This window comes from Lentzea aerocolonigenes, assembly GCF_000974445.1.
In the GTDB taxonomy this organism is placed as follows: Bacteria; Actinomycetota; Actinomycetes; order Mycobacteriales; family Pseudonocardiaceae; genus Lentzea; species Lentzea aerocolonigenes.
In genome coordinates this window covers 17,667-31,592 of sequence record NZ_BBOJ01000038.1, presented here as the reverse complement: position 1 = coordinate 31,592, position 13,926 = coordinate 17,667, and the positions used below count along the sequence as shown (strand labels likewise).

Here is a 13,926-nt window from a genome sequence, read left to right as displayed (position 1 = left end):
AAGGGTGAGCATGGCCAAACTACAGTGCCTTCGATGATGCTCCGTCACTACGCCGTTCAGCGCAAACAACCAGAGGAAACGCCAGCGTAGAGTGGGATTCTGTGCCGCCGCTGACGACTTCCTCCATCACTTCGCCAGAAGTTCACACCCAGGGGCGAGGACTCACCTACGGCGCACTCGCCTACGTCCTTTGGGGACTGTTCCCCGCGTACTGGCCACTCCTCGTACCCGCCCGGCCGGTCGAGGTGCTCGCACACCGGATCGTCTGGTCGTTCGTCATGCTCGCCATCGTCGTCGTGGTGCTCCGGCGGTGGCGTCCTTTCCTTGAGTTATCAGGAAAAGGCTGGCTCATCGTTACCGCCGCGGCCATCTTGATCACGGCGAACTGGGGCACCTACATCTACGCGGTCAACAGCCAGCACGTGGTGGAGTCCGCGCTCGGCTACTTCATCACGCCGTTGCTCAGCGTCGCGCTCGGAATGATCTTCCTGAAGGAGCGGCTGCGGCTGCCCCAGGCCGTCGCGATCGCCGTGGTCGTCATCGCTGTGATCGTGCTCACCGTCGACTACGGCAGGCTGCCGGTGATCTCGCTGATCCTGGCCTGCTCGTTCGGCGTCTACGGGCTGCTCAAGAAGAAAGTGCCGCTCGACGCCATCTCCAGCCTCACCGCGGAGAGCGCCGTGATCGCCCCGATCGCGTTCGTCTACCTGCTCACGCTCGGCAGCGCGAACACCTTCACCACCGAAGGCACCGGCCACACGCTGCTGCTCCTCAGCACCGGCATCGTCACCGCGGTCCCGCTGGTGCTGTTCGGCGCGGGCGCGCAACGGATCCCGCTGACCACCATGGGCATGCTGCAGTACCTCGCGCCGGTCCTGCAGTTCGTCTGGGGCGTGTTCGTCGTGCACGAGCCCATGCCGGCCAGCCGGTGGATCGGGTTCGCGCTCGTCTGGCTCGCCCTGGCGATCTTCACGTTCGACGCGGTGCGGAACCGGCGCAAGCAGTTGCTCGCGCCGGTCGACTGAGGGTTACGCGGGAGCCCCGCGTGTCCCTGAGGGTTACGCGGGGCTCCCGCGTAACCCCGAAAACAGTCAGCGGGAGCGGGCTACGCAGTAGGTGGCCAGCTCTTCGAGGGCGTCGCGGGCGGGGCACGGCGGCAGCTTGCCCAGCTCCGTGCGGGCTCGGTCCGCGTACTCGTCGAGGGTCTCGCGCGCCTTGTCCATGCCGGACGAGTTGCGCAGCAGCTCCAGGGCCTCGTCCACCAGCGCGTCGTCGTGGATCGGGCCCGCCAGCAGCTCGGCGAGCCGCGTCTCGGACGGGTCCGCGAGCGCATAGAGCATCGGCAGCGTCTTCACGCCCTCGCGCAGGTCGGTGCCCGGCGTCTTGCCGGACTCCGCCGACGGGGAAGCGATGTCGATGACGTCGTCCGAGATCTGGAACGCCGCCCCGATCACCTCGGCGTACCGGCGCAGCGCGTCCGTCTGCTCGTCGGTCGCGTCGGAGAACATGCCGCCGAACCTCGCCGCGGTGGCGATCAGGACGCCGGTCTTCTCCTCGATCACCTTGAGGTAGTGGGAGATCGGGTCCTCGCCGGGCTGCGGGCCGACGGTCTCGCGCATCTGACCGGTCACCAGGACCGAGAAGGTCTCCGCGATGATCCGCGCCGCGTCCGTCCCCAGATCCGCGGTGAGCCGTGACGCGTGGGCGAAGAGGAAGTCACCCGTGAGGATCGCGATGCTGTTGTCCCACTTGACGTTCGCGGACACCGCGCCGCGGCGCATGGTCGCCTCGTCCATGACGTCGTCGTGGTAGAGCGTCGCGAGGTGGGTGAGCTCGACCACAGTGGCCGCCTTGATGACCTTCTCCCGGTCCCAGTCGGCGCCGAACTGCGATGCGAGCAGTGTGAAGAGCGGGCGGATCCGCTTTCCGCCCGCCTCCACAAGGTGAAGCGAGGTTTCCGTGACCGGGTGGAACTCGCTCTGCACGACGTCGTGCAGGTTGCGCTCCACCTCGGCCAGGCCGACCTGGACTACCTCGGAGAGCACGGGGTCCACCAACGCGAACCCCGGTCCCTCATGCTCGCTACTGGTCACACCAGCAGCCTACGTACACCTAGCTGAGGAACGTGCCGGTACCCGCCCAATCGAGCACGAACGTGGGCCACAAACCGAGCACCAAGGTCACAACCGCACCCAACGTGATCGCGATCGTGGTGAACGCACCCGGCACGGTCACGGTCGGGCCGTCCGGAGCGGGCTCGCTGAAGTACATCAGCACGATCACCCGCAGGTAGAAGAACGCCGCGACGGCCGATGCCACCAGGGCGATCACCACGAGCGGCGCCAGGCCGGCCTCGATCGCCGCGCTGAACACGACGAACTTGCCGATGAAGCCGGACGTCAGCGGAATGCCGGCCAGCGCCAGCAGCAGGAACGTGAAGACGCCCGCCACGATCGGCGACCGCTTCGCGAGACCCGCCCACTGCGACAGGTGCGTCGCCTCGCCGTCCGAGTTGCGGACCAGCGACACGATGCCGAACGCGGCGATCGTGGTGAAGCCGTACGCCAGCAGGTAGAACAGCGTCGCGCTCACGCCGGGCGCGGTGCCCTCCGGCGTCAGGGCGATCGAGCCGATCAGCAGGAAGCCCGCGTGCGCCACCGAGGAGTACGCGATCATGCGCTTCACGTCGGTCTGCGTGAGACCCAGCACAGCACCGATCACCATCGACACGACCGCGACGCCGTAGAGCACGCCGCGCCACTCCCACTGCGTGTTCTCGAACGCCACCGTGAGCACGCGCAGGATGCCGCCGAACGCGGCGACCTTGGTGCACGCGGCCATGAACGCCGTCACCGGCGTCGGCGCGCCCTGGTACACGTCCGGGGTCCAGGAGTGGAACGGTCCGACGGCCGCCTTGAACAGCAGGCCCACCACCAGCAGGCCGAAGCCCGCGAACAGCAGCGTGTCGGAGCGGTCCGTGCCGGCCGCGGCCGTCGCGATCGCCGAGAGCTTCACCGAACCCGCGTAGCCGTAGAGCAGGGCCACGCCGTAGAGGAAGAACGCGGAGGCGAACGCGCCGAGCAGGAAGTACTTCACGGCCGCTTCCTGCGAGAGCAGGCGACGGCGGCGAGCCAGGCCGCACATCAGGTACAGCGGCAGCGACAGGACTTCCAGCGCGACGAACATGGTCAGCAGGTCGTTCGACGCGACGAACGTCATCATGCCGCCGAGCGCGAACAGCGTGAGCGGGAAGACCTCGGTCTGCATGCCGGTCTTCGTGGCCTGCGCGCGGTCCTGGATGGTGCCGGGACGGATCGCGGCCTGGGCCACGAACGCGCCACCGGGCTCCACCGAGCGGTCGGCGATCAGCAGCACGCTGCCGAACGCCAGCACCAGCAACGTGGCCCACAGGAACAACGACGGCGAGTCGACCGCGATCGCACCCGCCAGCGTCGCGACGCCCTGGGCGGGACGCTCCGACGTCGCGTAGAAGATCAGCGCACCCGTGGCGCCGACCAGCGTGCCGAGCGTGAGCACGAGCTGCACGGCCCACCGCTGGTGCTTGGGCAGCAAGGCTTCCAGCAGCACGCTCATGCACGCCGCGCCGAGCACGACGAGCAGAGGCGCGATGGCGCCGTAGTCGATCTGCGGCGCCTCGATCTGCTGCGCCTGAGCGACGAGAAGGTTCACGTCACTTGCCTTCCTGCACGGAGACCGGGTCGGTCACGCCGACCTCGGTCAGCGTCGCCCCGACGGACGGGGTGATCACGTCGAGCACCGGCTGCGGGAAGAACCCGAGGGCCAGCACGATGACTACGAGCGGTGCGAGGACCGCGATCTCACGCCTGTTCAGGTCGCCGATCGCCGTCTTCTTCTCCGGGTCGCCGACCGCACCCGGACCAGCGGCGGCACCCACGAGGGCGTCACCGCGCAGCGGACCGGTCATCACCCGCTGGTAGAGCCACAGCACGTACAGGGCCGCGAGCACCATGCCGACCGTCGCGATGATCGTGTAGACCGGCTGCGTCGGGAACGAGCCGATCAGCACCAGGAACTCGGATACGAACGAGTTCGTGCCCGGCAGCGACAGCGTGGTCAGACCCGACAGCAGCAGCATGCCCGCGAGCAGCGGCGCCACCTTCGACATGCCGCCGTAGTCGGCGATCTTCGACGAACCACCGCGGGCGATCACCATGCCGATCACCAGGATCAGCATGCCGGTCGAGACCGAGTGGTTGAGCATGTACGACACCGAGCCCACGCCCGCCTGGGACGTGAACGAGAAGATGCCGAGCGCGATGAAGCCGAAGTGGGCGATCGAGACGTAGGCGAGGAACCGCTTCATGTCCCGCTGGCCCGTGGCGAGCAGCGATCCATAAAGGACACCGGCCACCGCGAGCACGAGCACGAGCGGCGCCAGGTTCTTCGACGCCGTCGGGAACATCGGCAGCAGGTAGCGCAGCATGCCGAACGTGCCGACCTTGTCCAGGATGCCGACGACGATCACCGTGACGCCGATGGGCGCCTCGGCGGCCGCGTCGGGCAGCCAGGTGTGGAACGGCACCAGCGGCGCCTTGATCGCGAACGCGAGGAAGAAGCCGAGGAACAGCCAGGTCTGCGTCGTCGCGTCCGCGTCGCGGACCACGGTCACGAGCGTCGCCCAGTCGAACGTGCCCTTGCCCAGCTCGTCCGACGCCATCGCGTAGGCGCCGATCGCGGAGGCCAGCATGATCAGGCCGCCGAGGAACGAGTACAGGAAGAACTTGACCGCCGCGTACTGCCTGCGCGCGCCGCCGTAGCCGCCGATCAGGAAGTACATCGGGATCAGCATGACCTCGAACAGCACGTAGAACAGGAAGACGTCGGTGGCGGCGAACACCGCGACCGTCACGGCCTCCTGCACCAGGATCAGTGCGAGATAGCCGCCCTGCGAACGGCCGGCGGGCAGCTTCTCCGTCCAGCCGGCCCCGATCACGAGCGGGATCAGCAGCGCGATCACCGCGATCATCACCAGCGCGATGCCGTCGATGCCGAACGAGAGCCGCACGCCGAACGCCGGGATCCAGTCCACGCCGAACTGCAGCTGCAGCCGCTCGCCTGAGGAGGGCTTGTAGGCGGTCCACAGCAGAACGGCGAGCACCAGTTCGACGACCGAGAACGCCAGTGCGACGAGCTTGGCCTTCGCGTCGTCCTTGCGCAGGAACGACACCACCAGCGCGCCGACGAGCGGCACGACCAGCAGCGCGATCAGAACCCAGGTCACGAGAACCTCACCACCAGGAGCGCCCCGAGCACGAAGATCGAGCCCAGCAGCATGGACAGTGCGTAGGAGCGGACGAACCCGGTCTGCAGCCTGCGCAACCGGCCGGAGCTACCGCCGAGCAGCGCCGCGGTGCCGTTGACCAGACCGTCGACGCCCTTCAGGTCGAGGAACACCAGCGCGCGGGTGAGCCAGGTGCCCGGCCGCGCGAAGAGGGCCTCGTTCAGTGCGTTGCCGTAGAGGTCCGCACGCGCCGCGCGCACCGGGAACGACACCCGCGCCGGCCGCTCGACCGGCTGCTTGCCGCGGCCGAAGAGCAGGAACGCGAGTCCGGCGCCGACGACCGCCAGCACGACGGTCAGGATCCCGACCATGCCGTGCGAGATCACGCCGTGCTCTTCCTTCAGCTCGCCCAGCGAGGGCTCCAGCCAGCCGGCCAGACGCCCGCCGGAGGAGAGGAACCAACCGCCACCGACCGAACCGACCGCCAGGATGATCATCGGAACGGTCATCGACAGCGGGGACTCGTGCGGGTGGTAGTCGCGGCCGTCCTCGGACTTCAGGTCCTTCCAGCGGGGCTGGCCCAGGAAGACGAGGATCAGCAGGCGCGTCATGTAGAACGCGGTCAGCGCGGCACCGAGCAGTGCGACACCACCGAAGACCCACGGGCGCCAGCCTTCGCCGGTGAACGCCGCCGCGATGATGGCGTCCTTCGAGAAGTAGCCCGCGAACGGCGGGATGCCAATCAGCGCGAGGTAGCCGAGCGTCCAGGTGACGAAGGTGATCGGCAGGAACTTGTAGAGCCCGCCCATCCTGCGGATGTTGCCCTCGTCGTTCATGCCGTGCATGACCGAACCGGCACCGAGGAAGAGCCCTGCCTTGAAGAAGCCGTGCGTCAGCAGGTGCATGATGCCCAGCGCGTACCCGATCGGGCCGAGGCCCACCGCGAGGATCATGTAGCCGATCTGCGAGACCGTCGAGTACGCCAGGACCTTTTTGAAGTCGTCGTAGGCGCAACCGATGATGCAACCGATCAGCAGCGTGACGCCACCGATGATCATGACGACCAGGCGGCCGTCCTCGCTCAGGTTGTAGAGCGGGTTCGAGCGGGCGATCAGGTACACACCCGCGGTGACCATCGTTGCCGCGTGGATCAGGGCGGACACCGGGGTCGGACCGGCCATGGCGTCGGGCAACCAGGCCTGGAGCGGGAACTGACCGGACTTGCCGCAGGCGCCCAGGAGCAGCAGCAGCGTGATCGCGAGGACCTCGGCGGAGGAGAACTCGCTGACGCGGCTGAAGACCTCGGTGTACTGCGTGGTCCCGAGCTTGTTGAACATCAGGAAGATCGCGATGGCGAGGCCCAGGTCACCGACGCGGTTCATCAGGAAGGCCTTCTTGGCCGCCGACGCCGCTTCCGGCTTGTACTGGTACCAGCCGATCAGCAGGTACGAGGCGAGACCGACGCCCTCCCAGCCGAAGTACAGGGTCACGAAACCGTTGCCCAGCACCAGCAGGAGCATCGCCGCGACGAAGAGGTTGAGGTAGGCGAAGAACTTCCGCCTGCCTTCCTCGTGCGCCATGTAGCCGATCGAGTAGATGTGGATCAGCGAGCCCACACCGGTGATCAGCAGCACGAACGTGAGCGACAGCGGGTCGATCCGCAGTCCGAACTCGACGGTCAGCGCGTTGACGTCGATCCAGTTGAACAGGTGCACGTTCTGCACCCGCTCCTCCGGCGACAGGCCGAGCGTCGAGAAGAACAGGGCGAGTCCGTAGCCGAACGCGCCGAGAATCGTGGCGCAGCCGAGCAGGTGGCCCCACTTGTCGGTGCGCTTGCCACCGACCAGCAGCACCGCCGCGCCGAACGCGGGCAGCGCCAACAACAGCCAGGCGAGAGAAGCGATCCCGCTGGCGGCAACAGGTTCCGTCACCGGTGACCCCTCAGTACTTCAGCAGGTTCGAGTCGTCGACCGAGGCCGAGCGACGCGTGCGGAAGATGGACATGATGATCGCGAGGCCGACGACGACCTCCGCCGCGGCGACGACCATCACGAAGAACGCCATCACCTGACCGTCGAGCGAGCCGTTGATCCGCGCGAACGTCACGAGGCTCAGGTTGACCGCGTTGAGCATGAGCTCGACGCACATGAAGACCACGATCGCGTTGCGGCGCACCAGGACGCCGACGGCGCCGATGCTGAACAGCAGTGCCGACAACAGCAGGTAGTACGTCGGAGTCACGACTCACTTCCCTTGAGCGCGTGCGAGTCCGGCTGGTGCCCGGTGCCCGCGACCTCGGCGAGGTCGTCCGAGAGCGTGGAGGAGTCGGTCGCCTCGATGACCTCGAACAGCGACTCCTCCGACACGCTGCCGTCGGGCAGCAGTGCGGGGGTGGCCACCGAGTTCGCGGTGGCGAAGACACCGGGACCGGGGATGGACCCGACCCGCTTGCCCTCCTGGAAACGCTCCTCGACGAGTTCCTTCTGCGTCTTGCGGGCGGGCTTCCCGTCGCGGCCGACGAAGGCCAGGATCATCGCGCCGAGCGCGGCGGTGATCAGCAGCGCCGACGTGAGCTCGAACGCGAACAGGTAGTCCGTGAAGAGCTTCGTGCCGATGTTGCCGACGTTGCCGCCGTTCGTGGTGTTCGCCTCAGCCAGGCCCTTGGACTGGACCGAGGTGAGCGCGCGGCCGACGGAACCGACCATCAGCACGGCGAACCCGATGCCGAGCAACGCGGCCGCGAGCCGTTGTCCGCGAATGACCTCGACCACGGAGTCCGAACTGTCGCGGCCGACCATCATGAGCACGAACAGGAACAGCATCATGATCGCGCCGGTGTAGACGATGATCTGCACGAAGCCGAGGAACGGCGCCTGCTGGATCATGTACAGCACACCGAGGCTGAGCATCGTCACCACGAGCCACAGCGCGGAGTGCACCGCGTTGCGCGCGAAGAGCATGCCGAGCGCGCCGGCCAGCGCGAGCGGGCCGAGCACCCAGAACGCGATGGCCTCGCCCGTGGTGACGGTGTCGACCACGCGCTGGACGGGCTCCGGCTGCTGGGCCAGGAACTGACTGAGCACATCAACTGCGGGAAGGCTCACTGTCCGGCCTCCTTCGCCAGCTGCGGGCCGTTCACGTAGTAGTCGGTCTCGTTGTTGCCCAACCGCATCGGATGCGGCGGCTGCTCCATGCCGGGCAGCAGCGGCGCCAGCAGGTCTTCCTTGGTGAAGATCAGGTCCTGGCGGTTGTCGTCGGCGAGCTCGTACTCGTTCGTCATCGTGAGCGAACGCGTCGGGCACGCCTCGATGCACAGGCCGCAGCCGATGCACCGCAAGTAGTTGATCTGGTAGTCCATGCCGTAGCGCTCACCGGGCGAGTAACGCGCTTCCTCGGTGTTGTCGCCACCCTCGACGAAGATCGCGTCCGCCGGGCAGGCCCACGCGCACAGCTCGCAGCCGACGCACTTCTCCAGCCCGTCCGGATGCCGGTTCAGCTGGTGACGGCCGTGGAACCGCGGCGCGGTCACCTTCTTGACCTCGGGGTACTCCTCCGTCACCACCTTCTTGAACATGGTGCCGAAGGTGACGCCGAAGCCTTTGAGGGACTCGAACATCCCTACTCAGCCTCCTTACCGGTGGTGACGGCTGCCGTGTCCTTGGGGATGTTGGCGACCTTGACCTTGCGCTTGGGCGCTGACTTGGGGACCGCGAGGTCGAGCGGAGGCACCGGGAAGCCGGAGCCGGCGAGCGGAACTCCCTTGGTGTCCTGGACCTTCTTGTCCGGCAGCAGGAACGAGACCAGCAGGACCAGGCCGACGACCACGCCCAGCGCGATGAGCCGCTGTGCCGTGGAGAGCTGCTGGATCGCACCGGTGCGGATGACCGCGACGGCCATGATCCAGACGAGGCTGGTCGGGACCAGCACCTTCCAGCCCAGCTTCATGAACTGGTCGTAGCGCAGGCGGGGAAGCGTGCCGCGCAGCCAGATGAAGAGGAAGAGGAACGCCAGCGTCTTGATGATGAACCAGAGCAGGCCCCACCAGCCGGTGTTCAGGAAGTCGCCGCTCCACGGCGCGTGGTAGCCGCCGAGGAAGAGCGTGGTCGCGAGCGCGGAGACGGTGACCATGTTGACGTACTCGGCGAGGAAGAACAGCGCGAACTTCAGCGAGCTGTACTCCGTGTGGAAACCACCGACCAGCTCCGACTCGGCCTCGGGGAGGTCGAACGGGGCGCGGTTGGTCTCGCCGACCATCGACACGACGTAGATCGCGAAGCTGGGGAACAGCAGCAGGCCGAACCAGCCGGGCGCGAACCCGAGCACGGTGGACGCCTGCGCTCCCACGATGTCACCGGTCGACATCGAGCCGGTGAACATGATCACCGCGACGATCGACAGGCCCATCGCGATCTCGTAGGAGATCACCTGCGCGGCCGACCGCAGGGCGCCGAGCAGCGGGTACGGCGAGCCGGAGGCCCAGCCGGACAGCACGATGCCGTAGACGCCGATCGAGGAGCAGGCCAGCACCACCAGCACGCCGACCGGGAGGTCGACGAGCTGCAGCGCGGTCTGCTGGCCGAACATGTTGACCTCGCCCGCGAGCGGGATCACCGAGAACGCGAGGAACGCGGGGATGCAGGAGATCACCGGCGCGAGGAAGAACACCCACTTGTCCGCGAGGACCGGGCGGATGTCCTCCTTGAACGCGAGCTTCAAACCGTCCGCGAGCGACTGCAGCCAGCCGTTCGGGCCGACCCGGTTGGGGCCGGGACGGTGCTGCATCCTGGCGACGACCTTGCGCTCCCAGTTGATCATGAACAGGGTCATGACCACCAGGAACGCGAAGATCCCGACGACCTTGATCAGGACCAGCCAGATCGGGTCGTCCGCGAGGAGCTTGGCGGTGTCGCCGATCTCCGCTGCGAAGTTCTTCGTCATGACTTCCCTCCGCTGACGGAGACGATCGAGCCGTGGCCCGCGCCGAGAGTGGCCCGGACGGTCACGTCACCCGAGTTGGTGGGCAGCCAGATGACGCCCTCGGGCAGGTCGTCGGTCTCGACCGGGAGCGTGATCGCGCCGCGTTCGGTGGAGACCGTCACGTAGCCGCCGGTCTCCAGGCCGAACTGCTGCGCGGTGGCCTCCGCGACCTTCGCGACGACCGGGCGGGCCGTGCCGGCGAGGTGCGGTTCGTCCACCTGCAGCGATCCGTTGCCGATCAGGCGGTGCCACGTGGCGAGCACGGCCTTGCCGGCACCGGCCGGGGACTGCAGCGGTGCGGCGACGTTGAGCGAGGAGCCGCTCGGAGCGCCTTCGCCGAGGCGGGCCAGGTCCGCGGCCGCGGCCGCAGGCGTCTGCGTGAACAGGTCCGCGTCCATCTCCACCGCGAGGGTGTCGAGCACGCGGCAGTCCGGCAGCGCACCGGTGCCTTCGAGCGTCGTGCCGAACTCGCGGCGGCGGCCCTCCCAGTTGAGGTAGCTGCCGGACTTCTCGACCGCCGGGGCGATCGGGAGCACGACGTCGGCGTGCGCGGTGACCGCGCTCGGCCGCAGCTCGAGGCTCACGACGAAACCGGCCTGGGCCAACGCCTTCTCGGCCAGCGCCGGGTCCGGCAGGTCGAACGGGTCGACGCCGCCGACCACCAGGCCGGACAGCTGACCGTTCGCGGCGGCCTCGAGGATTCCGGTGGTGTCGCGGCCGGGGTTCGCCGGGAGCGAGCCCTCCTCGACGCCCCAGGTGCGCTCGACCTCGGTGCGCGCCGCGGTGTTCGCGACGTGGCGGCCACCGGGCAGCAGGTTCGGCGTGGCACCGACCGCGAGCGCACCGCGCTCACCGGCACGGCGCGGGATCCACGCGACCTTGGCCCCGGTGCGCTCGGCCAGCCGGGCGACCGCGGTGAAAGCGCCGGGGATCTCGGCGGCGCGCTCGCCGACGAGGATCACCGCACCGGGCTTGCCGAGCAGCTCGACGACGTCGGAAGCGTGATCCGGCAACGCGTTCAGGGCGTTCGCCTCGGCACCGGGCACGCAGGCGAGCAGCGTGCCGAACGTCTTCTCCACGGCCGGGGTCGTGAACTGGCCGAGGTGGAAGACCTTCGTGGTGCCCTTGCGAGCCGACTTGCGCAGGCGCAGGAAGACGATCGGCGCTTCCTCCTCCGGCTCGAACGCGACCAGCAGCGCGGCCGGTGCGGACTCGATGCCCTGGAAGGTGACGCCGTTGTCCGGGTTCGTGAACACCGTGGTGCCGGACAGGAACTCCAGCTCCTCGGCGCTGTGCGGCCGGGCGCGGAAGTCGATGTCGTTGGTGTGCAACGCGATCCGGGCGAACTTCGAGTACGCGTAGGCGTCCTCGACGGTCAGCCGGCCACCGGTGAGGACACCGACGCCGTTCGCGTCACGGGCCGCGAGCAGACCGGCCGCCGCGACCTGCAGCGCCTCCGTCCACGACGACTCGCGCAGCTCACCGGTCTCGGCGTCGCGGACCATCGGCCGCGTGATGCGGTCGTCGGCCGTGGCGTAGCGGAAGGCGAACCGGCCCTTGTCGCAGATCCACTCCTCGTTGACCTGCGGGTCGTCACCGGCGAGCTTGCGCTGCACCTTGCCGCGCCGCCAGTCGGTGCGCTCGGCGCAACCGGACGAGCAGTGCTCGCAGACGCTCGGCGTCGACACGAGGTCGAACGGCCGGGCGCGGAACCGGTAGGCGGCACTCGTGAGAGCACCGACCGGGCAGATCTGGATGGTGTTGCCGGAGAAGTAGCTCTGGAACGGCTTCTCCTTCGCCACACCGATCTGCTGCTGCGCACCGCGCTCCAGCAGCTCGATGAACGGGTCACCGGCGATCTGCGCGGAGAACCGGGTGCAGCGCTGGCAGAGCACGCAGCGTTCGCGGTCGAGCAGCACCTGCGTGGAGATGTTGATCGGCTTCGGGAACGTCCGCTTGTGCTCGTGGAAGCGGGAGTCGCTGCGGCCGTGGGCGATCGCCTGGTTCTGCAGCGGGCACTCACCGCCCTTGTCGCAGATCGGGCAGTCCAGCGGGTGGTTGATGAGCAGCAGCTCCATCACGCCCTGCTGGGCCTTGTCCGCGACCGGCGAGGTCAGCTGGGTCTTCACGACCATGCCGTCCGCGACCGTCATCGTGCAGGAGGCCTGCGGCTTCGGCATCGGCCGGCCGCCCATCTCGACCTCGACGAGGCACTGGCGGCAGGCGCCCGCGGGCTCCAGCAGCGGGTGGTCGCAGAAGCGCGGGATGACCGTGCCGAGGCGCTCGGCCGTGCGGATCAGCAGCTCGCCCTTGGGAGCCACCACCTCCACACCGTCGATGACCAGCTTGACGTGCCCTTCCGGGACGACCAGCTCGGTGGAGTTCTTGTCAGGGGCGATGGTCATGCGTTCGCTCCAGCCAGGACCTTGGAGTTCTGGTCGCAGAGAGCCAGGAACTCGTCCTTGAAGTACTTGATGCCACTGGTGATCGGGCTGACGGCACCGTCACCGAGCGCGCAGAAGGAACGGCCGAGGATGTTGTCGCAGACGTCGAGCAACGTGTCGATGTCGCTCGCCGTGCCGTTGCCCGCCACCATCCGCTGCAGGATCTGCACGAGCCAGTACGTGCCCTCGCGGCACGGCGTGCACTTGCCGCACGACTCGTGCTTGTAGAACTCCGTCCACTTCATGACGGCCCACGGCACGGACACGGTCTCGTTGAAGATCTGCAGCGCCGTCGTGCCGAGCATCGACCCGGCCTCGGCGGCACCCTCGAAGTCCAGCGGCACGTCGAGGTGCTCCGCGGTGAACAGCGGGGTGGACGAACCACCCGGCGTCCAGAACTTCAGCGGGATGCCGTCCTTCATGCCACCGGCCATGTCCAGCAGCTGCCGGAGCGTGGTGCCCATCGGCGCCTCGTACTGGCCGGGGTTCGTGACGTGACCGGACAGCGAGTAGATCTTCGGACCGGGCGACCGGTCGCGGCCCATCTCGCGGAACCAGTCCGCGCCACCGTTGACGATGAAGGGAACCGACGCGATGGTCTCGACGTTGTTCACGACAGTGGGCGACGCGTAGAGGCCCGAGGTCGCGGGGAACGGCGGCTTGAGTCGCGGCTGGCCACGACGGCCCTCCAGCGAGTCGAGCAGCGCGGTCTCCTCGCCGCAGATGTACGCGCCGGCTCCGGCGTGGATCACCACGTCCAGGTCGAACCCGCTGCCGAGGATGTCCTTGCCCAGGTAGCCCTTGGCGTAGGCGTCCTTGACGGCCGCGTTCAGCCGCCGGATGCAGTGCAGGACCTCACCGCGGACGTAGATCGCCGCGAAGTTCGCGCGGATCGCGTACGACGTGATGATCACGCCCTCGATCAGCGAGTGCGGGTCCGCCATCATCAGCGGGATGTCCTTGCAGGTGCCCGGCTCGCCCTCGTCGGCGTTGATGACGAGGTAGTGCGGCTTGCCGTCGCCCTGCGGGATGAAGCCCCACTTCATGCCGGTGGGGAAGCCCGCGCCGCCGCGGCCGCGCAGCCCGGAGTCCTTGCACTGCTGGATGAGCTGGTCCGGGTGGGCCTTGAGCGCCTTGGGCAGGGCGGTGTAGCCACCGGTGCGCTCGTAGGTCTCGATCGTCCAGGACCTGGGCTCGGTCCAGCGCTTGGTGAGAACGGGAGTCAGCGGGTTGACCATGTGA

11 protein-coding genes are annotated in these 13,926 nt (G+C 68.1%); 1 reads left to right on the top strand and 10 read right to left on the bottom strand.

Going from position 1 to position 13,926, the window contains the following annotated elements:
* The first annotated feature begins 101 nt into the window (after nt 1-101).
* Nucleotides 102-1,025 carry an EamA family transporter RarD gene (gene rarD / locus AOM45_RS46370; RefSeq protein WP_030473204.1) on the top strand — a complete coding sequence of 308 codons (924 nt, stop codon included), beginning with the start codon at nt 102-104 and terminating at the stop codon, nt 1,023-1,025.
* 66 nt (nt 1,026-1,091) lie between these two features.
* Here rarD and AOM45_RS46365 read toward each other — a convergent pair whose 3' ends face one another.
* From AOM45_RS46365 to nuoF, 10 genes are read right to left on the bottom strand one after another with little or no spacing between them, the layout of a single operon-like run.
* The gene (locus tag AOM45_RS46365; protein WP_051784690.1) at nt 1,092-2,057 is read right to left on the bottom strand and encodes a polyprenyl synthetase family protein; all 966 of its coding nucleotides are present in this window, start codon (nt 2,055-2,057) and stop codon (nt 1,092-1,094) included.
* A 55-nt stretch (nt 2,058-2,112) separates the two neighbouring features.
* The gene (nuoN, locus tag AOM45_RS46360; protein ID WP_030473206.1) at nt 2,113-3,690 is read right to left on the bottom strand and encodes an NADH-quinone oxidoreductase subunit NuoN; all 1,578 of its coding nucleotides are present in this window, start codon (nt 3,688-3,690) and stop codon (nt 2,113-2,115) included.
* Between the two features lies 1 nt (nt 3,691).
* Nucleotides 3,692-5,263, bottom strand: a complete 1,572-nt coding sequence (locus AOM45_RS46355) for an NADH-quinone oxidoreductase subunit M (RefSeq protein ID WP_030473207.1) — start codon at nt 5,261-5,263, stop codon at nt 3,692-3,694.
* Complete coding sequence (gene nuoL, locus AOM45_RS46350; protein WP_236704082.1) at nt 5,260-7,194, bottom strand: NADH-quinone oxidoreductase subunit L; 1,935 nt, start codon at nt 7,192-7,194, stop codon at nt 5,260-5,262. The genes AOM45_RS46355 and nuoL overlap by 4 nt, the downstream gene beginning before the upstream one ends.
* Nucleotides 7,195-7,204: 10 nt before the next feature.
* On the bottom strand, nt 7,205-7,504 hold the full coding sequence (gene nuoK / locus AOM45_RS46345; RefSeq protein WP_030473209.1) for an NADH-quinone oxidoreductase subunit NuoK: 300 nt from the start codon (nt 7,502-7,504) through the stop codon (nt 7,205-7,207).
* Entirely contained in the window at nt 7,501-8,346 is an 846-nt protein-coding gene (locus AOM45_RS46340) for an NADH-quinone oxidoreductase subunit J (RefSeq protein ID WP_030473210.1), read from the bottom strand. The genes nuoK and AOM45_RS46340 overlap by 4 nt, the downstream gene beginning before the upstream one ends.
* Before the next feature lie 17 nt (nt 8,347-8,363).
* Nucleotides 8,364-8,879 carry an NADH-quinone oxidoreductase subunit NuoI gene (gene nuoI / locus AOM45_RS46335; RefSeq protein ID WP_030473211.1) on the bottom strand — a complete coding sequence of 172 codons (516 nt, stop codon included), beginning with the start codon at nt 8,877-8,879 and terminating at the stop codon, nt 8,364-8,366.
* Nucleotides 8,880-8,881: 2 nt separating this feature from the next.
* Nucleotides 8,882-10,177: an NADH-quinone oxidoreductase subunit NuoH gene (gene nuoH, locus AOM45_RS46330; RefSeq protein ID WP_030473212.1), complete on the bottom strand. Its 1,296-nt coding sequence runs from the start codon at nt 10,175-10,177 to the stop codon at nt 8,882-8,884.
* 20 nt (nt 10,178-10,197) lie between these two features.
* Nucleotides 10,198-12,645 carry an NADH-quinone oxidoreductase subunit G gene (locus tag AOM45_RS46325; RefSeq protein ID WP_030473213.1) on the bottom strand — a complete coding sequence of 816 codons (2,448 nt, stop codon included), beginning with the start codon at nt 12,643-12,645 and terminating at the stop codon, nt 10,198-10,200.
* Complete coding sequence (nuoF, locus tag AOM45_RS46320; protein ID WP_030473214.1) at nt 12,642-13,922, bottom strand: NADH-quinone oxidoreductase subunit NuoF; 1,281 nt, start codon at nt 13,920-13,922, stop codon at nt 12,642-12,644. Before nuoF ends, AOM45_RS46325 begins: the two co-directional genes overlap by 4 nt.
* Nucleotides 13,923-13,926: the final 4 nt, after the last annotated feature.